Origin of the sequence: Paraburkholderia sp. RL17-347-BIC-D (genome assembly GCF_046027915.1) — a bacterium.
GTDB lineage: Bacteria > Pseudomonadota > Gammaproteobacteria > Burkholderiales > Burkholderiaceae > Paraburkholderia.
Genome location: NZ_JARESS010000053.1, coordinates 1 through 18,688, shown reverse-complemented (window position 1 = coordinate 18,688; position 18,688 = coordinate 1). Strand labels below are relative to the sequence as shown.

16 protein-coding genes are annotated in these 18,688 nt (G+C 63.6%); all 16 read right to left on the bottom strand.

All coding sequences use genetic code 11. The features are described from left to right. Window positions 1-105: 105 nt before the first annotated feature. Complete coding sequence (purF, locus tag P0D96_RS39500; protein WP_408319214.1) at window positions 106-1,656, bottom strand: amidophosphoribosyltransferase; 1,551 nt, start codon at window positions 1,654-1,656, stop codon at window positions 106-108. Window positions 1,657-1,818: 162 nt separating this feature from the next. After that, window positions 1,819-2,313, bottom strand: a complete 495-nt coding sequence (locus tag P0D96_RS39495) for a CvpA family protein (protein WP_132383642.1) — start codon at window positions 2,311-2,313, stop codon at window positions 1,819-1,821. A 7-nt stretch (window positions 2,314-2,320) separates the two neighbouring features. Continuing rightward, entirely contained in the window at window positions 2,321-3,244 is a 924-nt protein-coding gene (locus P0D96_RS39490; protein WP_408319212.1) for an SPOR domain-containing protein, read from the bottom strand. A gap of 29 nt (window positions 3,245-3,273) precedes the next feature. Continuing rightward, complete coding sequence (gene folC, locus P0D96_RS39485) at window positions 3,274-4,584, bottom strand: bifunctional tetrahydrofolate synthase/dihydrofolate synthase (RefSeq protein ID WP_408319210.1); 1,311 nt, start codon at window positions 4,582-4,584, stop codon at window positions 3,274-3,276. Between the two features lie 327 nt (window positions 4,585-4,911). Further along, complete coding sequence (gene accD, locus P0D96_RS39480; protein ID WP_012428630.1) at window positions 4,912-5,784, bottom strand: acetyl-CoA carboxylase, carboxyltransferase subunit beta; 873 nt, start codon at window positions 5,782-5,784, stop codon at window positions 4,912-4,914. An 80-nt stretch (window positions 5,785-5,864) separates the two neighbouring features. Next, window positions 5,865-6,677: a tryptophan synthase subunit alpha gene (gene trpA, locus P0D96_RS39475; protein WP_132383636.1), complete on the bottom strand. Its 813-nt coding sequence runs from the start codon at window positions 6,675-6,677 to the stop codon at window positions 5,865-5,867. Window positions 6,678-6,727: 50 nt separating this feature from the next. Further along, on the bottom strand, window positions 6,728-7,642 hold the full coding sequence (locus P0D96_RS39470; protein WP_132383634.1) for a DNA-methyltransferase: 915 nt from the start codon (window positions 7,640-7,642) through the stop codon (window positions 6,728-6,730). 11 nt (window positions 7,643-7,653) lie between these two features. Beyond that, window positions 7,654-8,847, bottom strand: a complete 1,194-nt coding sequence (gene trpB / locus P0D96_RS39465; RefSeq protein WP_408181682.1) for a tryptophan synthase subunit beta — start codon at window positions 8,845-8,847, stop codon at window positions 7,654-7,656. Window positions 8,848-8,907: 60 nt separating this feature from the next. Further along, window positions 8,908-9,621 (bottom strand): phosphoribosylanthranilate isomerase, encoded by a 714-nt coding sequence (locus P0D96_RS39460; protein WP_408319208.1) that lies wholly within the window; start codon window positions 9,619-9,621, stop codon window positions 8,908-8,910. Then, on the bottom strand, window positions 9,618-10,430 hold the full coding sequence (gene truA, locus P0D96_RS39455) for a tRNA pseudouridine(38-40) synthase TruA (protein ID WP_408319206.1): 813 nt from the start codon (window positions 10,428-10,430) through the stop codon (window positions 9,618-9,620). Before truA ends, P0D96_RS39460 begins: the two co-directional genes overlap by 4 nt. Further along, the gene (locus tag P0D96_RS39450) at window positions 10,427-13,111 is read right to left on the bottom strand and encodes a FimV/HubP family polar landmark protein (protein WP_408319204.1); all 2,685 of its coding nucleotides are present in this window, start codon (window positions 13,109-13,111) and stop codon (window positions 10,427-10,429) included. The genes truA and P0D96_RS39450 overlap by 4 nt, the downstream gene beginning before the upstream one ends. Before the next feature lie 139 nt (window positions 13,112-13,250). Further along, entirely contained in the window at window positions 13,251-14,372 is a 1,122-nt protein-coding gene (asd, locus tag P0D96_RS39445) for an aspartate-semialdehyde dehydrogenase (protein WP_012428637.1), read from the bottom strand. Between the two features lie 371 nt (window positions 14,373-14,743). Continuing rightward, window positions 14,744-15,811 carry a 3-isopropylmalate dehydrogenase gene (gene leuB / locus P0D96_RS39440; protein WP_408319202.1) on the bottom strand — a complete coding sequence of 356 codons (1,068 nt, stop codon included), beginning with the start codon at window positions 15,809-15,811 and terminating at the stop codon, window positions 14,744-14,746. A 151-nt stretch (window positions 15,812-15,962) separates the two neighbouring features. Continuing rightward, a complete protein-coding gene (gene leuD, locus P0D96_RS39435) occupies window positions 15,963-16,616 on the bottom strand; it encodes a 3-isopropylmalate dehydratase small subunit (RefSeq protein ID WP_132383622.1) in 654 nt (217 codons plus the stop codon). A gap of 86 nt (window positions 16,617-16,702) precedes the next feature. Beyond that, window positions 16,703-16,861 carry an entericidin A/B family lipoprotein gene (locus tag P0D96_RS39430; RefSeq protein WP_408181688.1) on the bottom strand — a complete coding sequence of 53 codons (159 nt, stop codon included), beginning with the start codon at window positions 16,859-16,861 and terminating at the stop codon, window positions 16,703-16,705. A gap of 6 nt (window positions 16,862-16,867) precedes the next feature. Beyond that, window positions 16,868-18,277 carry a 3-isopropylmalate dehydratase large subunit gene (leuC, locus tag P0D96_RS39425; RefSeq protein WP_132383618.1) on the bottom strand — a complete coding sequence of 470 codons (1,410 nt, stop codon included), beginning with the start codon at window positions 18,275-18,277 and terminating at the stop codon, window positions 16,868-16,870. Between the last annotated feature and the right edge of the window lie 411 nt (window positions 18,278-18,688).

Below are 18,688 nucleotides of genomic sequence, written 5' to 3'. Positions count from 1 at the left end.
CGCGTCCGCAAGCTGAGTTCAAATCGACGCAAGCCGTCATGCTAACACGCTCCCGGCGCGGCGTGCAGCGCGCCACGCCGCGAGCGGCCTCATTCAAAGCCGCGCTCAACCTACCGACAGTTGCAAATGCAGTTGCGAACGGGCCGGGGCGCCGCCGTCGATCGCTTCGCTCGCGGCGTCGCGGTCCGATTGCGAGGACGGTGCGAGACGCGCGGTTTCGATGCGGTCGAGGTACTCGGTGGTCACGTCGCCGGTCACGTAGTTGCCGTCGAAACACGACGCTTCGAATTCCTTCAGCGCGGGGTTGATATCGCGCACTGCCTGCTTGAGCGCGTCGACGTCCTGATAGACGAGGTGGTCCGCGCCGATCATGCGCGCGACTTCGTCGTCCGAGCGGCCGTGGGCGACGAGTTCACCGCGCGTCGGCATGTCGATGCCATAGACGTTCGGGAACTTCACCGGCGGCGCCGCCGAAGCGAAGATCACCTTGTTCGCGCCGGCATCGCGCGCCATCTGCACGATTTCATGCGAAGTGGTGCCGCGCACGATCGAGTCGTCGACGATCAGTACGTTCTTGCCCTTGAACTCGATGCCCATGGCGTTCAGCTTCTGGCGCACCGACTTCTTGCGCACGGCCTGGCCCGGCATGATGAAGGTGCGGCCGACGTAACGGTTCTTGAAGAAGCCTTCGCGGTATTCCACGCCCAGTTTCTTCGCGACCTGCATCGCGGCCGGACGGGACGAATCGGGAATCGGCATCACGACGTCGATTGGAACGTCGGGCAACTCGCGCTTGATCTTCTCGGCGAGGTAGTCGCCCATGCGCAGACGCACGTTGTAGACCGGCACGCCGTCGAGCACCGAGTCCGGACGCGCGAGATACACGAGTTCGAAAATGCAGGGGTTCAGGCTCGGGTTCGTCGCGCATTGCTGCGAGTGCAGATTGCCTTCGATGTCGATGAAAATCGCTTCGCCCGGCGCCACATCGCGCACGAATTCGAAGCCGATACCTTCGATCGCCACCGACTCCGACGCCAGGATCCACTCGACGCCTTCCGCCGTTTCCTGCTTGCCGAGGCACAGCGGACGAATGCCGAACGGGTCACGGAAGCCCAGCAGACCGTAACCGGCGATCAGCGAGACGATCGCGTACGACCCGCGCACCCGCCGATGCACGCCCGACACAGCCTTGAACAGCGCGGCCGGATCGAGTTGCAAGCCCGAGCTGGAGAGCTGCAATTCGTGCGCGAGCACGTTGAGCATCACTTCCGTGTCGGAATTGGTATTGATGTGGCGGCGATCGACGCGGAACATCTCATCTTTCAGTTGCTGCCAGTTCGTCAGATTGCCGTTGTGCGCGAGGATGATGCCGAACGGCGCGTTCACGTAGAACGGCTGGGCTTCTTCTTCGCTCGACGCGGAACCGGCGGTCGGGTAACGGACCTGGCCGATACCGGTGGTGCCGGGCAGGCTGCGCATGTTGCGCGTGCGGAACACGTCGCGCACCATGCCGTTGGCCTTGTGCATGTGGAAGTTGCTGCCGTTCGCTGTCGCGATGCCGGCGGCGTCCTGACCGCGGTGCTGCAGGAGCAGCAGGCTGTCATAGATCAGCTGATTGACCGGAGAGTGGGAAACTACGCCTACGATGCCGCACATGGCATGTCCTTCAAAGGTACGAAATTCGTCATGGCGGCCGCTGCCTGCGATGGTGTCCCGAGAGACTTCTTTCGGGGCGTTCGCGAAGCTACGCGACCGAACGTAAAGGCAGCCGGTTTGCGCCGGAGTCCTGCTGCGTTTCCCTAGCCACTCGCCTGATCGTCACACTCGGACGTAAGCAGCAAGAGTCTCGGGAAGCAGCGGTTTCATTACGTGCACGCCCTCGACCGCATAGGGCCGAAGCAAGGCGTTGCGCCAGAATTCCTGTTGGGGCAGTTCGGTCAAGCCAGCCAGGGCGACCAGAATCAGCACCAGAATGACCCCGCGCACGAGGCCGAACATCAAACCGAGCGAGCGGTCCACGCCGCTCAAGCCGGTTGCCTGCACGATGCGGCTCAAAAGGGCGTTCAGCACACTCGCCACCAGCACCACACCGACCACCACCAATGCAAAGGCCAGCAGCCATTGGGTCAACGCGCCACCCGGCCAGTTGGACGGGATAAACGGCACGATGTAACCGACAAAGCGGCAAGCGATGAAAAACGCCGCAATCCAGCCGATCAGCCCAAATATCTCCGACAAAAACCCGCGCCATGTGCCGCGCAGCGCCGACAAACCGATCACCGCCATTACAGCGTAGTCGAAGGCAGTGAACATCGCTGGCTTACTGTGCAGCGCCGCTGTTCGCGCCCGACGTCAAGCCGACCTCGCGAACCTTTGCGATGGCGGCGCTTGCCGCTGCACGGTCGGCGAACGGGCCGGCACGCAGCAACGTGAGCGTGGAGCCGTCAGCCTGCTTTCGATGTTCGGTATATGCGGGCACACCCGCCGCTTTCAACTTGGTGGCCCAATTGCGCGCGTTGGCGTCATTCGCGAAGGCGCCGAGCTGCACGGCGAAACGGCTGCCCGGCGGCGAAGCCGGCGTGCCGGAATTCGCGTCCGCGCTGGCGGCCGTGTTCGTGTCATCCGAGCTTGGGGCTTGAGCAGCCGGTGCGGTCGCGGCGTTATGCGTGACCGGCGGTTTCGCCGCCGGCTTGACAGCCGTTGCGGGCGCCGCCGGCGTAGTGTTGGCCGCCACGGACGGCGCTTGCGGTTTCGCCGCCGGCTTGGCCGCGGACGCCGCTGCGTTCGTCTCCGCGCTCGGTTGCTTCACGGCGCTGGATTGGCCTTGCTTGGCTGCCGTTGCCGGCGCGAGACCGGATGCGGCGAGTGCCGCGTCTGGCGTTACGGGGTTATCGGGCGCTACACCGGCCTGTGTGTCTTCCGCGGCTTTGGCAAGCTTCGGCGCGGGACGGTTTGGAATGTCGATGGAGATGTCGTCTGTGACGGGCTTGGGGTGCGAGTCCAGCACCATCGGCAGGATGACGACCGCCGCCACGACCATCGCGATTGCGCCGACGAGGCGGCGACGCGCACGCTGCTTTTCCGGCAACGTAGGGTCGAGCAGCATCGCATCGGCGTCGACGGTGCGCTCCGTGCGGCGGGTTCGCCGCTCCACGCGCTCGCCACGGGCGGCCCGGGTGGAACTGGTATTTGCGCCGCGCCGGGTGGGCGCGTCGTCTTTCTTGCCGAACGAGAAAATTCCCATGAATCGCTTGGTTCGAGCCTGGCGCCCGTTCAGTGTTGCTGCGATTTACGGTAGGCCATCACGCCTGCTACCGTATAGAAACTGCCGAAAACCACGATTCTATCATTCTCTGACGCTCGTTTTAGCGCGTCTTGGAAAGCCTCTGCCGGTGTGGCGTAGCGCGTCACGCTGCTGTCGGCGCCCTCGCCCACGCCCTGCTCGCGCAAGGCCGCTTCGAGTTCTTCCGCCGACGCCGCCCGCGGCGTCGGCAAATCGGTCACGCACCAGTGGTCGATTTCGCCTTTCAGGTGCGTCAGCACGCCGGCAATGTCCTTGTCGCGCATCGCGCCGAACACCGCGTAGGTGTACGGGAAGAACCCCATGTTGCCGAGGTTTTGCGACAGCACCGCGGCCGCGTGCGGATTGTGGCCGACATCCAGCACGACTGCCGGCTTGCCCGGCAGCACCTGGAAGCGGCCCGGCAGTTCCACGTTGGCGAGGCCGAGGCGGATGTCCTGCGCCGACACCGGCAAGCGGTCACGCAGCGCCTCAAGACCGGCGAGCGCCGCCGACGTGTTGATCAACTGGTTCGCGCCGCGCAGTGCCGGATAGGCCAGCGCCGAACGCCGCAGGGTCGGGCCGACGTAGCTCCATTGCTGGCGCTCGCTGCCGGCTTGGCCCTCGTAGCGGAAATCGCGGCCGAACAGCCACAATTCAGCGCCGATTTTTTCCGCGTAATCGATCAGCGATTGCGGCGGCACCGGGTCCGCGCAGATCGCCGGCTTGCCCGGACGGAAAATGCCGGCCTTTTCGAAGGCGATTTTCTCGCGCGTGTCGCCGAGATACTCCGTGTGATCGATATCGATGCTGGTGATGATCGCGCAATCCGTATCGAGGATATTGACCGCGTCCAGGCGGCCACCGAGGCCGACTTCGAAAATCACCGCGTCCAGTCCGCGCGAAGCGAACAGGCTCATGATGGCCAGCGTCGTGAATTCGAAGTAGGTCAGCGTGACCGGTTCGGCGAGGCTCAGACGCGCGGCTTCGACGGCTTCGAAGTGCGGCAGCAGATCCGCGTCGCTCGCCATTTCGCCGTTCACCCGCGCGCGCTCGTTGAACGACAGGAGATGTGGCGACGTGTGACAGCCGACCGTGAACCCGGCGCGCAGCAGAATGGATTCGAGGATCGCGCACGTGGAACCCTTGCCGTTCGTGCCGCCGACCGTGATGACCGGACACGCGAACGACAACTGCATCGCGTCGCGCACCTGGCTGATGCGGGCCAGACCCATGTCGATGCCGACCGGATGCGCGGATTCAAGGTGCGTGAGCCACGCGTCGAGGGTGGGGAATGTGGTCATCGGGTGAATCGCGAGTGAATCGATTAGGCAGTGTTGCGAATGGGCGCGGCGCGAAGCGGTCGGCTGCGGCTGCGGCTGCGGCTGCGGCTGCGGCTGCGGCTGCGGCTGCGGCTGCGGCCAGAGCCTGATCCGGCGGGCACTTTATGCGCGAAAACCGCACCCGCCCGCGCTGGCCGCCGTCAGCAACCGTCGCTGCGTTGCGAGACCGTGATTATCCCGGAAATGACAGCGCGCCGCTTGATCACTCACGCGGCGCGCTATTTTTACTGCTTTTCTGATGGCCGCCGCGCTTGATAAAGCGCGACGACGGTTCACCGTAGTGCCTGCTTACGCGACGGCGTCAGCCGGTTGATGACTCAACAGCGCCATCAATTGCGCGAGTTCTTCACGCAGCTTGCGACGGTCGACGATCATGTCGATCGCGCCCTTCGTCAGCAGGAATTCGGCGCGCTGGAAGCCTTCCGGCAGCTTCTCGCGCACGGTTTGTTCGATCACGCGCGGGCCGGCAAAACCGATCAGCGCCTTCGGCTCTGCGATCACCACATCGCCGAGAAACGCGAAACTGGCCGATACACCGCCCATGGTCGGATCGGTCAACACGGAGATGAACGGCAGCTTGGCTTCGGCGAGCTTGGTGAGCATGGCCGTGGTCTTGGCCATCTGCATCAGCGACAGCAGACTTTCCTGCATCCGCGCGCCGCCCGAAGCGGTGAAGCAGATGAACGGCACTTTCTGTTCAAGCGCGTTCTGCGCGCCGCGCGCGAAGCGCTCGCCGACCACCGAACCCATCGAGCCGCCCATGAACGAGAACTCGAAGCAGGCCACCACCACCGGCAGCGTGTGGATCGCGCCGCCCATGACGACCATCGCGTCGGTTTCGTCGGTGTCGTCCATCGCCTCTTTCAGGCGATCCGGGTACTTGCGGCTGTCTTTGAACTTGAGCGCGTCGACCGGGACGATTTCCTGGCCTATTTCGTAGCGCCCTTCCGGATCGAGCAGGCCGTCGAGCCGCTCACGCGCGCCAATGCGCATGTGATGGTCGCACTTCGGGCAAACATGCAGATTGGCCTCAACGTCGTTGCGATACAGCACGGCTTCGCACGACGGGCACTTGATCCACAGGCCTTCCGGAATCCCCTTGCGGTTCTTCGGGTCGGTTTGTTTGATTTTCGGCGGCAGCAGTTTGTCGAGCCAGCTCATATTGAATCCTTCTCGGGTCTACGATCGCGCAAACGGCGGGACAAGCCCGCCGCTCACACTACAGAAGACAAAAATAACTGTTATCGGGCAGTCGCGACGCTATCCAGGGCCTCGCGCACTTCGGCGACGAAACGCGTAAGCGTCTCGGCAGCGGCTTCGGGCGCCGCCTGTTCGAGCAATTGCACGATACGGCTGCCGATCACGACGGCATCGGATACTTCGGCCACTGCACGCGCGGTTTGCGCGTCGCGGATACCGAAACCGACGCCCACCGGCAGGGGGACGCGCGACTTGATGGCCGGGATTTTACTCGCGATGCTGGAAACGTCCAGATTTGCCGCTCCGGTCACGCCTTTCAACGACACATAATAGACGTAGCCGCTGGCAATTTTGCCGACTTCCGCAATGCGCTCGTCGGTCGACGTGGGCGCGAGCAGAAAAATCGGATCGATGCCGGCAGATCGCATCTGTTCGGCGAAATTAACGCACTCTTCCGGCGGATAGTCGACAACCAGCACGCCATCCACACCCGCTTCCTTCGCCGCCTTTGCAAAGGCTTCGGTACCCATGCGTTCGATCGGATTGGCGTAGCCCATCAGCACGACGGGCGTGGTGTCGTTGGTTTCGCGGAAGCGCTTGACGTCGGCGATCACGTGGCGCAGCGACACGCCATGCGCCAGCGCGCGTTCCGACGATTGCTGGATCACCGGGCCGTCGGCCATCGGGTCGGAAAACGGCACGCCGAGTTCGATCACATCCGCGCCGCCGGCGGCGAGCGCATGCATGAATTCGACGGTGCGCGCGGGGTCCGGGTCACCGGCCGTCATGAACGGAATCAGGCCTTTCTTACCCTGGGCGGACAGCGCAGCAAACGTGTTCTTGATACGGGACATGGAATATTCTCGGATTTGGGTTACTGCGCAGCGTGCTCATTGCACGTCGCTCATTGCACTTCGGTCTGCCGTTGAGTTTTGGCTTTGACCCGACGCGCTACGGGCGGCGCGGCAGCCGCGCTGACGCGTTCGCGCGCGATCGCGCAGTAACTTTCATTGATCTCATAGCCGACGAATTCGCGCTGCTGACGGGCGCAAGCGACCGCGGTGGTGCCGCTGCCCATGAAAGGGTCGAGCACGCGGCCGCCCTTCGGACAACTTGCCAGCACCATCCGCTCGACAATTTCCAGAGGCTTCTGGGTGGGGTGCGCGACGCGCTCGGCATGTTGCCGATGCAGTCGCGACACCGACCAGACATCCTTGGGATTATAGCCAACCTCGAGCCACTTACTGCCCTCGAACAATTTACGCGAACGCGCCTTCTTCGTAGCGGCATCGTACGGGATGCGGACGGGATCGAGATCGAAGAAGTAATCCTTCGACACCGCGAAAAAGCCGATGTTGTCGTGCACCGAAGTGAACCGGCGCACGGTTCCCCCCATGCTCGGCACACGCCGGTCCCAGATGATTTCGTTGATCATCGTGAGTTTTGTCTTCAGGAAGCTGAAGATTTCCGGCGCGTACTGCCAGGTGCAGAAAATGTAGAGCGAACCTGACGGTTTCAGCTTGGGAATGGCCAGTTCGAGCCAGCCACGCGTCCAGGCGAGAAAGTCTTCGCCTGTGCGCATGTCGGAGTCGTTGCCATAGTCCTTGCCGAGCCCGTAAGGCGGATCGCATACGATCAGGTCGATCGATCCGTCGGGAATGTTCGCTACATCGGTCAGAAAATCGCGGTTCAACAGCCGTATGCCGGCAGGCACCTGCGGCAACAGCGATGCAGGCGCCTCGGCCGCCGTTGCATTGGCGGCCGGCGTGGTTTCCGTGGTTACAGTCGCCGGCTGCGGCTCGTCGAACTCGTCACGCATCGTCGCGGCGCTCAGAACTGAATGCCCGATCGCTCAGCGACCGTATGCATGTCCTTGTCGCCGCGGCCCGACAGATTGACCAGAAGGTACTTGTCCTTCGGCAACGTCGGCGCGAGTTTCGCGGCATAGGCCAGCGCATGACTGGATTCCAGTGCCGGAATAATGCCTTCGATGCGGCAGCAATCGTGGAACGCCTTGAGCGCTTCTTCGTCGGTGATGCCGACATATTCCGCGCGTTTGCTCTCTTTTAGCCACGCGTGCTCAGGACCGACACCCGGATAATCCAGGCCTGCCGACACCGAATGGGTCTCGATGATCTGGCCGTTTTCATCCTGAAGCAGATACGTGCGGTTGCCGTGCAGCACGCCGGGACTTCCGCCGATCAGCGAGGCTGCGTGGCGGCCGGATTCAATGCCGTCGCCGGCAGCCTCGACGCCGATCAATTTCACCGAAGTGTCGTCAATGTATGGGTAAAAGATGCCCATCGCATTCGAACCGCCACCAACGCACGCAATCACCGCATCCGGCTGGCGGCCGACCAGTTCAGGCATTTGCACCTTGCACTCGTCGCCGATCACACGCTGAAAGTCGCGCACCATCATCGGGTACGGATGCGGCCCCGCGACCGTGCCGATGATGTAGAACGTGTTTTCGACGTTGGTGACCCAGTCGCGCATGGCTTCGTTCAACGCGTCCTTCAAGGTCCGCGAGCCCGACTCGACGGGTATGACGGTCGCGCCGAGCAGTTTCATGCGATACACGTTGGCGGCCTGGCGGCGCACGTCTTCCGCGCCCATGTAGACCACGCACTCCATGCCGAACCGCGCGGCGATCGTGGCCGTGGCCACGCCGTGCTGGCCGGCGCCGGTTTCCGCGATCACGCGCGGTTTGCCCATGCGCTTGGCAAGCAGCGCCTGCCCGATCACGTTGTTGACCTTGTGAGCACCGGTGTGATTCAGATCTTCACGCTTGAGAAAAATCTGCGCGCCGCCGAGCATCTCGCTCCAGCGCTGTGCGTGATAAATCGGCGACGGACGGCCGACAAAATACTTCAGTTCGCGCTCATATTCGGCGACGAATTCCGGGTCTTGCTTATATTTTTCGTACGCCGCACGCAGCTCGTCGAGCGCGTGAACCAACGTTTCAGCGACGAACACGCCGCCAAATTGGCCGAAATGGCCTCTTTCGTCAGGCAAGTTATACATGGTGATCACTCTTCTCAGTGTGGCGCGCGGCTCTCGTGCGAGACAACCGCCGCGCCGGAATCATTCGGCGTCCGCTGCGCGTACCGCGCGTACGAACGCCGCCATCCGGGCGTGATCTTTCACGCCCTTGGCGCCCGGCGTTTCGATGCCGCTCGAGACATCGACCGCATACGGGCGCACGCGATGGATCGCATCACTGACGTTTTGCGCGTTCAACCCACCACTCAAAACGGCCCGACGCGCGAGCTCTGCTGGAATAAGTGACCAATCGAAGACCTTCCCGCCGCCGCCGTATCCTTCGACATGGGTGTCGAACAGAAGGCCGCTGGCTGCTGAATAGCTAAGAGCCGATTTTACCAAATCGGCGGGCTGAGTATCCGCCGCAACGCGCAACGCGCGCAACCAAGGCAAACCCGCAACGCCGGCAAGCGATTCGCACTGTTCCGGTGTCTCGTCGCCGTGAAACTGCAACAGCGTGAGGCCGACGTTGCTCGCGACCTCGCGGATCCAGTCCGGCGTGGCGTTGACGAACAAGCCGACCACCGACAGGAACGGCGGCACGTCGTGCACCAGCTCGACCGCCTGCGCGACGCTGACCGAGCGCGGGCTCGGCGGGTAGAACACGAGGCCGATCGCGTCGGCGCCGAGGTCGATGGCATGGGACACGTCTTCCGGCTTGGACAGGCCGCACAGCTTGATGCGCGTGCGATGCGGCGCCGCCTGCTGCTGCGCGTCGGCGTGGGATTCGTTCGCGAGGGTTTCGGTTGCTTTCATGTTTGGGCTTGCTCGGTCCATACGGTACTCCACGGCACGCTGCCTGTCTGCGGCGCGGGCACGGCGAATTGCTCAGGATAGCCCACCTGCGCCAGATACAAGCCGTCGGGCATGAAGGTCGGCGCGGCGAAATCGCGATCACGGCTCGCGAGCACCTCGGCCATCCATTCGACCGGGCGACGGCCGCGGCCGATGTAGACGAGACAGCCCATCAGGTTACGCACCATATGATGCAGGAAGGCGTTCGCCCGAAAACGGAAATGGACGAAGTCGCCCTGCTCCCGTACGTCGATCTGATACAGATGCTTGACCGGCGTTTTCGCCTGACATTGCGACGAACGGAACGCCGAAAAATCGTGCTCGCCGATCAGATGAGCCGCGGCCGCCCGCATCGCGCCGACGTCGAGCGCTGTATGCACCCAACCGGCCCGCGTCGCCAGCATCGGCGAGCGCACCGGATGAACGTACAGCACGTAGTAATAGGTCCGCTCGAACGCCGAGAAACGCGCGTGGAACTCGTCGGGCATCGGCTTGGCCCACTGGATCGAGATGGTCTTCGGCAGGAACGAATTGGTGCCGCGAATCCAGGAAACGTCGGCGCGATCGAGTTCTGTGTCGAAGTGCACGACCTGGCCGAGACCATGCACCCCTGTATCCGTGCGGCCCGCGACGACGGTTTGCACCGGCGTCTGCGCGAACTCGCGCAGCGCCCGTTCGAGCTCGTCCTGAACGGTGTTGCGGTGCGGTTGCGACTGCCAACCGCAGAATGCCGAACCGTCGTACTGGACGCCTAGAGCAATACGCTTCACGACAACGGGGCGAGCGTCGAGAGCAACGCGCGGGCCTCGGTGCGCGTACCCGGATCGTTCGTCTCGATCACTTCGTTGATGAGCGCACGCGCGCCGGACAGATCGCCGAGTTCGATGTACTCGGCCGCCAGTTCGAGCTTGTTGCGAGCGATGCGGCCGAGATCGTTCTGCGTGAACGCCGGCAACGGCTGGGCCGGGCTCGGCGGCAACTCGAGGTCGAAATCGAGCTTCAACGCGCCGAAGCCGGATGCGCCGAAGCCCGTACCTAAACCCGCACCCAGGCCCGCGACGGCCGCGTGGCCTGCGGTGCCGGCGGTGATTTCGTCGGCGATATGCGGCGCGTCGTCGTCCGGGTGGGGCAACGGCGCGGCATGTTTCGCCGTGATTTCCGGCGATGCCACCGGCTGGGTCGACAGTGAGGCGGGCACTTGCAGGGCGTCTGCGGACGACTCGACGCGCGGGGGCAACGGCATGTCGAGGCTGCCGAACGCATCGACGGCGTCGCGCGGGAATTCGGCCGGCACGGCTGCGGGCGCGGACTGGGGTTGCGCTAGCGGTTCTTCAGGTTCGAGGTTCGGTGCGGCATTGGATGGTGCCGTTTGGGCCGATTGGGCCGATTGGTGCGGTTCATACGACGGTTCGGCGTGCGCTTGCTGCGTCCCACCCGCCAGCGGCGCGGCCGGCACCGGTGCGTCGCTGTACGGCTGGCCGAACGCCGAAGTCGTGTGCGGCTCGACGGAAGGTTCCTGCGGCACAGCCGGCACGTCGTCCCATTGCAGACGATGGGCAGGTTCCTCGTGCAGGAAGGCTTCGTCGACGGGTTCGAGCGGCGCCAGCGGCAACGCCTCGGCGCCGAGTTCCGCAGCGGCGGCAAGGCTCGCGGCCGTGGTCGCGCTATCGAAGTCGTCGTAGTGCGGAGCCGGGTGAGGTTCGGGAGTGAAGCCACTCTGAGCGGATGGAGCGGTGTTCGAATCCAATTGCGCGGGTTCGACGGACGCGGGTGTTGCGTCGCGCTCTTGCGAGATGTGGTCGGGTAAGGGGAAGATTGCGTGGCCTGCGGGATGTTGTTCCGCTACACGTTCTGCGATTGCGCGTTCCGTTGCTGCGCGCTCTGCCGCTGCTTGCTCCGCTGCCGTGCGTTCCGCCGCTGCGCGCTCTGCCGCTGCTTGCTCCGCTGCCGTGCGTTCCGCCGCTGCGCGCTCGGCCTCTGCTCGCTCCGCTGCCATGCGTTCCGCCGCTGCGCGCTCTGCCTCTGCTTGCTCCGCCGCAGCGCGTTCCGCCGCAGCACGCTCTGCCGCAGCCCGTTCTTCAGCCACACGTTCCGCCGCCGCTTTCTCCGCCGCCTCCCGCGCAGCCACCTGACGAATCTCCGCGTCGCGCTCCGCCGCCACACGCTCCGCCATTTCACGCGCCGCCGCGTCACCTTCGGCAGCTTCACGTTCCGCAGCCGCCAGCGCCGCCGCATTTCCCACGGCCGCATCATCGCCGGCGTCCGACGCTTCGCGCACCGGAACCTGCTCGCGCGTCGAAACGATGTCCTGCGGACCCGTTGCGCGCGCGGACACCGCCGCATCGCCATCCGCCAACGCAGCTTCCGCCGCCGCACGTTCGCGCTTACGCCGGCCCATACGCAACGCCGCCAGCAGCGCCACCAGCGCCGCGCCGACCGCCGCCGCCACGCTCAACTCCGTCTGCGACATGCCGGCATCATTCGACGTCGATGCCACCGGCGTAGCGCCATGACTCGGCACAGCCGCCACTGAGGACACGCCAGCTGCCGGCTGCGCCACATTGTTCGACGCGGTGCCCGTAGCAGGCGGTGTCCCGCCGATGCCATGCTTCTGCAACTCCATCAGCACGCGATTCTTCAGCGCGAGCAATTGCTGCAAGCTCGATACCTGCGCACGCGGTTGCGATGCCGGCTGCGCGGCGGTCGTCGCCGGAGTCGTTCCCGCACCAGCCGCGGATGCGCCTTCAGCGGCCTCGCTAGCTGAGGGCTGAATCGAACCGGTCCACTCATGGGTGCCGCTGGCCGGCAGTGCCGCCGCCTGCGATCCCGCGACCGGCGCCGATGAAACCGTGCCGCCAGGCGCCACCGAGCTTGCCTCAGTGGCCGCACTGGCCGTCGCCGAAACAGCAGGCGCGGCCGGCGTCGCCGCGCGAGCCGCAGCGCTTGCTGCGCTTGCCGCCGCCGCGTTGACCTGCGCTGCAGCACTCGCCGCGTCGGTCGCCGGCGCTGCATTCGACGTGGAAGCAGGCGCAGCCGCGGAAGCCGCCGTCGCAACACCCGCCGCCGACGCAGCCAGCGCGCCCGACGCATCCAACACGGGCACCGTCAGCACCGCGCCCAGCCGCAACCGGCTCGGGTCGTGGCTCATGAAGGCATTCGGGTTCGCATCGAACAATGCGCGCGAGGCGCGCGCGAGCGTCGCTTTGTCGTGCGACTGCGTGACGGCAATCGCCACGTCGTTCAGCGACTGCCCGGGCCGTACCGTCACTTGACCGCCGTTCGCGTACGAAACGGAGGCGGCGTCCGGCGCGCTCGCGGCATCGCCCGGCGCGGCGAGCGCGCTGCCCATGCCGGCACCCGCCAGCGCGAGAGCCGCAGCCGTGGCAGCGGCCAATCGGCCCGCACCTCGATTAATGAACATAGCCCGAAGGGATGAGAGTCGAAGGTTCATCGGGACTCCTGGCGCGTCAGCGCGCAGCCCTTTTTTGCGGTTGGAAAGAGACAAGATAATCGGAGCACACAATGAAAAAAGCGCCGCGCAAGCGCGACGCTTCTTGAGTTTTCTACGCGTCGTGAGCGCGTAGTTTACTTTACTTGTCGAGCACAATGCGAAGCATGCGACGCAGCGGTTCCGCCGCGCCCCACAACAACTGATCGCCGACCGTGAAAGCCGACAGATATTCGCCGCCCATCGCCAGTTTGCGCACGCGGCCGACCGGCACCGTCAGCGTACCCGTCACCACCGCCGGGGACAGATCGCGCATCGACGCTTCACGCTCGTTCGGCACGACCTTGACCCAGTCGTTGCCCGACGCGAGGATGCTGTTCACTTCGTCGAGCGGCACGTCCTTGTTCAGCTTGATGGTCAGTGCCTGCGAGTGGCAGCGCATTGCTCCGATGCGCACGCACAGGCCGTCGACCGGAATTGAACCCGGCGTGCCCATGGCGGGCTTGCCGAGAATCTTGTTGGTTTCCGCGCCGCCCTTCCACTCTTCCTTCGACATGCCGTTGCCGAGATCCTTGTCGATCCACGGAATCAGCGACCCGGCGAGCGGCACGCCGAAGTTGTCGGTCGGCATACGGTCGCTGTTCATCGCGCTCAGCACGCGGCGGTCGATGTCGAGAATCGCCGACGACGGATCCGCCAGGTCTTCCTTCGCCGCACCGTACAGCGTGCCCATTTGCTGCAGCAGTTCGCGCATGTTTTGCGCGCCCGCGCCCGAAGCGGCCTGATACGTCATAGCCGTCATCCAGTCGACGAGGTTTTCGCGGAACAGGCCGCCGAGCGCCATCAGCATCAGGCTAACGGTGCAATTGCCGCCGATGAAGTTCTTCTGGCCCTTGACCAGCGCGTTCTTGATCACGTCGAGGTTGACCGGATCGAGAATGATGACCGCGTCGTCCTTCATGCGCAGCGACGACGCCGCGTCGATCCAGTAGCCGTTCCAGCCCGCGGCGCGCAGCTTCGGGAACACTTCGTTCGTGTAGTCGCCGCCCTGGCACGAGATGATCGCTTCGCACTTCTTCAGGTCGTCGATGCTTGTCGCATCTTTGAGCTTGGTCTCGTTTTTGGCGAACGACGGCGCGTTGCCGCCCGCGTTGCTGGTGCTGAAAAACACCGGTTCGATAAGATCGAAATCGCCTTCCTGCTGCATGCGTTGCATCAGGACGCTGCCGACCATGCCGCGCCAACCTACGAGACCTACGTTCATGACTTCATACCCTTCGAATGGAAACTTCCCCGCATCTTTGCCCGCAGTGACCGCGCGGGGAAGATGAGCGGGCACGACGGACGATCAGCGCTTCGTGATCGTTTTCGGGGTAATCGTTTTAATGGAAGCTTTGGCGGTAATGGCGAGCTCAACCACACGGGCCGTTTTGCCGTGGAGTGTCGAAATCGAGGAGATTTGAGCTGTGTGCGCCATCGCTACAATATACACGAAAACCGGAATCCGGCGACGTCAATGTCCGCCGCTGCCGTCCGTATTGCGCGCGAATCGACCTCTTTCGAGGCCAATTCGCGTTTTAAAGGCCGTTTGTCGACCTGACTGCCACTTGACTTGCCTGCATTACTTGCCTGCTTTTACAGCGCTGCAACGACCGCGTCGCCCATCGCGACGGTGCCGACCTGCTTGCAACCCGGCGTGAGAATGTCGCCGGTGCGATAGCCTTGTTCGAGCACCTTTTTCACGGCGTTTTCGATACGATCGGCCTGCTCCGCCTTGTTCAGCGAATAGCGCAGCATCATGGCCGCCGACAGAATCGTGGCGAGCGGATTCGCGACGCCCTTGCCGGCAATGTCCGGTGCCGAACCATGCGACGGCTCGTACAAGCCCTTGTTGTCATTGTCGAGCGAGGCGGACGGTAGCATGCCGATCGAACCCGTCAGCATGGCCGCTTCGTCGGAGAGAATGTCACCGAACATGTTGCCGGTGACGACCACGTCGAACGCCTTCGGCGCCTTAACCAGTTGCATCGCGGCGTTATCGACATACATGTGCGACAACTCGACGTCCGCATATTCCTTCGACACGTCGATCATCACGTCGCGCCAGAACTGCGAGGTTTCGAGCACATTGGCCTTGTCCACGCTCGTCAGCTTCTTCTGACGCTTTTGCGCCGCCTGAAACGCGACGTGCGCAATGCGGCGCACTTCGGGCTCCGAGTAACGCATCGTGTCGAAGCCTTCCTTCGCGCCTTCGAACAGCCCGTCCGGCGACGAACGCACGCCGCGCGGCGCGCCGAAATAGATGTCGCCGTTCAGTTCACGCACGATCAGGATGTCGAGGCCCGAGACGATCTCTTCCTTCAACGACGACGCGCCGGTGAGTTGCGGATAGCAGATCGCCGGACGGAAGTTCGCGAACAGTTGCAGGTGCTTGCGCAGACCCAGAATGGCCTGCTCCGGGCGCAGCGCGCGTTCGAGCGAGTCGTATTTCCAGTCGCCGACGGCGCCGAACAGGATCGCGTCGGCTTCTTTCGCCAGCGCCAGCGTCGAGTCTGGCAGCGGGTGGCCCTTCGCTTCGTAGCCCGCGCCGCCAACCGGCGCTTCTTCGAGTTCGAACTTTTCGCCGAGTACATTCAGGACCTTGACGGCTTCCTTGACGATTTCGGGACCGATGCCGTCGCCCGGCAAGACTGCGATCTTCATGCGAATTCCTTGATGTTTGCTTCGAGAGTGAGAGTGCCCCCAGACCTGTCGCTTCGCGTCAGGCCCCCCGCGGGGGGCAAGAAAACTCGGGGCGCCCCGGCGTTTTCTTGCGAGCTTGAATCAACGAGCGGGCCTCAGAGACCCTACGCGCTTAACCGACGATGCGGTGATTCAGCCAAGGCTGCTTCGTAATGCGCTCCGCTTCGAACTGGCGAATCTTGTCCGCGTGACGCAGCGTGAGGCCGATGTCGTCGAAGCCGTTCAGCAGGCAGTACTTGCGGAACGCCGCGACTTCGAACGGATATTCGGTGCCGCCGTCCGACGTGCGCACGACTTGCGCCTCGAGATCGACTGTCAGCTTGAAACCGTTGAACGCATACGTCTCGTTGAACAGGTGATCCACTTGCTGTTCGGTCAGCACGATCGGCAACACGCCGTTCTTGAAGCAGTTGTTATAGAAAATGTCGGCGAAACTCGGCGCGATCAGCGCGCGAAAGCCGTATTGCTCCAACGCCCAGGGTGCGTGCTCGCGCGAGCTGCCGCAACCGAAATTCTTGCGCGCCAGCAGCACCGAAGCGCCCTGATAGCGCGGCTGGTTCAACACGAAATCCGGATTCAGCGGACGCTTCGAATTGTCCTGACCCGGCTCGCCGTGGTCGAGGTAGCGCCATTCGTCGAACGCGTTCGGACCGAAACCCGTGCGCTTGATCGACTTCAGGAATTGCTTCGGAATGATCGCGTCCGTGTCGACGTTCTCGCGATCGAGCGGCGCTACGACGCCGGTGTGTACGATGAATTTATCCATGACGCTTGCGCCTGTTTCAAGACCGGGCGATGCGCGCGGCGGCCGGAAAGCCGCTCGGCGCATGGCCGGCAAAAATCAAAAACCGCTTATTTATCAGCGTGATTGCTGATCGAATTGCCGAGGTGCGACATGTCCTCGCCGAATCCGTGCACCGTGTTGCAACCGGCCAGACCAAGCAACAGCCCAGCCAGGGAACCGAGCGCGAAGCGGCGCAATAGAGTGGTGCGACTCATGTTCTTCATCATGCGTGTTTATCCAAGCTTGCGAATATCGACGAAATGCCCTTCGATGGCCGCAGCCGCAGCCATCGCGGGGCTCACGAGGTGGGTACGGCCACCGGCGCCCTGACGACCTTCGAAATTACGATTCGACGTGGACGCGCAACGTTCGCCCGGATCCAGCCGGTCGGCGTTCATGGCGAGACACATCGAGCAACCCGGTTCACGCCATTCGAAACCGGCATCGGTAAAGACCTTGTCGAGGCCTTCACGTTCCGCCTGTGCCTTCACGAGACCCGAACCCGGCACTACCATGGCCAGACGGATGTTCGGCGCCACGCGGCGGCCCAGCTTCTTCACGACGTAAGCCGCGGCGCGAATGTCTTCAATGCGCGCGTTGGTGCACGACCCGATGAAGATTTTATCCGGCTTGATCGACTCGATCGGCGCGTTCGGTTCGAGCGCCATGTATTTCAGCGCGCGCTCCATGGCGTCGCGCTTGACCGGGTCTTTCTCGCGGTCGGGATCCGGCACGCGGCCGTCCACGGCCGTGACCATTTCCGGCGACGTGCCCCACGTGACTTGCGGCACGATCTCCGCTGCGTTCAGTTCGACCACGCGATCGAACTGCGCGCCTTCGTCCGACTTGAATTGCTTCCAGTATTCGACCGCGTGATCCCACTCCACGCCTTCCGGCGAGAACGGGCGGCCCTTCAGGTATTCGACCGTAGTGTCGTCGACCGCGACCATGCCGGCTCGCGCGCCTGCTTCGATCGCCATGTTGCAAACCGTCATGCGGCCTTCCATGGAGAGCGCGCGAATCGTCGAACCGCCGAATTCGATCGCGTAGCCGGTGCCGCCTGCCGTGCCGATCTTGCCGATGATGGCGAGCACGATGTCTTTCGCGGTGCAACCGCGCGGCAGTTGCCCTTCGACTCGGACCAGCATGTTCTTGCTCTTCTTCTGCAAGAGCGTTTGCGTGGCCAGCACGTGTTCGACTTCCGACGTGCCGATGCCATGCGCCAGCGCGCCGAACGCGCCGTGCGTGGACGTGTGCGAGTCGCCGCAGACGATCGTCATGCCCGGCAGCGTAGCGCCCTGCTCCGGCCCGATGATGTGCACGATGCCCTGACGCAGATCGTTCATCTTGAACTGCGTGATGCCGTAGGCGTCGCAGTTCGAATCGAGCGTGTCGACTTGCAGCTTGGAAACCGGATCGGCGATGCCGTGGCTGCGGTCCGTGGTCGGGACGTTGTGGTCCGAGACCGCCAGGTTCGCGCTGATGCGCCACACCGGACGCTCAGCCAGCTTCAGACCTTCGAACGCCTGAGGGCTGGTGACTTCGTGCAGCAGGTGACGGTCGATGTAGAGAATCGTCGTACCGTCTTCTTCCGTGTGGACCACGTGTGTGTTCCACAATTTGTCGTAGAGAGTCTGTGCCATGGTATGCGGGGTAGTATTGACTGCGGGCTGACCGTGTCGGTCGATTATGCCACGCAGCGCCCCGCCTGGGCCGCTCAACCAGGGAGAAAACCGATAAAAAACAGGGAGTTGGGTGGTAGTGTCGATACCTGTATTGGCGTTACCCGGCAAGAGCGCACCCGTCCCCCGCCTGCTGCACTGCCGCGCAAATGCATGCTCAGTGCGCGGGACAAGAAGCTGAAAACAAAACGCCCCGACGGAAAACCCGTCGGGGCGTCTTTATCAGCAGACTCCGTCCTGACTCGCAGCGCACGCAGCCACTACAAATTAAGCGGACTCAAACCTGATCAACGTTGCGCGATCGGCTTGGCTTCACGTTGCGTGTCGCCGATGAACAGCTGACGCGGACGGCCAATCTTCTGTTCCGGATCG

Bases quoted from the DNA above. Each gene is read 5' to 3' on its own strand.
- leuD (WP_132383622.1), bottom strand. From the start codon at position 16,616: ATGGATAAATTCATCGTACACACCGGCGTCGTAGCGCCGCTCGATCGC.
- trpB (WP_408181682.1), bottom strand. From the start codon at position 8,847: ATGTATAACTTGCCTGACGAAAGAGGCCATTTCGGCCAATTTGGCGGC.
- asd (WP_012428637.1), bottom strand. From the start codon at position 14,372: ATGAACGTAGGTCTCGTAGGTTGGCGCGGCATGGTCGGCAGCGTCCTG.
- leuB (WP_408319202.1), bottom strand. From the start codon at position 15,811: ATGAAGATCGCAGTCTTGCCGGGCGACGGCATCGGTCCCGAAATCGTC.
- P0D96_RS39450 (WP_408319204.1), bottom strand. From the start codon at position 13,111: ATGAACCTTCGACTCTCATCCCTTCGGGCTATGTTCATTAATCGAGGT.
- P0D96_RS39495 (WP_132383642.1), bottom strand. From the start codon at position 2,313: ATGTTCACTGCCTTCGACTACGCTGTAATGGCGGTGATCGGTTTGTCG.
- accD (WP_012428630.1), bottom strand. From the start codon at position 5,784: ATGAGCTGGCTCGACAAACTGCTGCCGCCGAAAATCAAACAAACCGAC.
- trpA (WP_132383636.1), bottom strand. From the start codon at position 6,677: ATGTCCCGTATCAAGAACACGTTTGCTGCGCTGTCCGCCCAGGGTAAG.
- leuC (WP_132383618.1), bottom strand. From the start codon at position 18,277: ATGGCACAGACTCTCTACGACAAATTGTGGAACACACACGTGGTCCAC.
- P0D96_RS39490 (WP_408319212.1), bottom strand. From the start codon at position 3,244: ATGGGAATTTTCTCGTTCGGCAAGAAAGACGACGCGCCCACCCGGCGC.
- folC (WP_408319210.1), bottom strand. From the start codon at position 4,584: ATGACCACATTCCCCACCCTCGACGCGTGGCTCACGCACCTTGAATCC.
- purF (WP_408319214.1), bottom strand. From the start codon at position 1,656: ATGTGCGGCATCGTAGGCGTAGTTTCCCACTCTCCGGTCAATCAGCTG.
- P0D96_RS39430 (WP_408181688.1), bottom strand. From the start codon at position 16,861: ATGATGAAGAACATGAGTCGCACCACTCTATTGCGCCGCTTCGCGCTC.
- P0D96_RS39470 (WP_132383634.1), bottom strand. From the start codon at position 7,642: ATGCGTGACGAGTTCGACGAGCCGCAGCCGGCGACTGTAACCACGGAA.
- P0D96_RS39460 (WP_408319208.1), bottom strand. From the start codon at position 9,621: ATGAAAGCAACCGAAACCCTCGCGAACGAATCCCACGCCGACGCGCAG.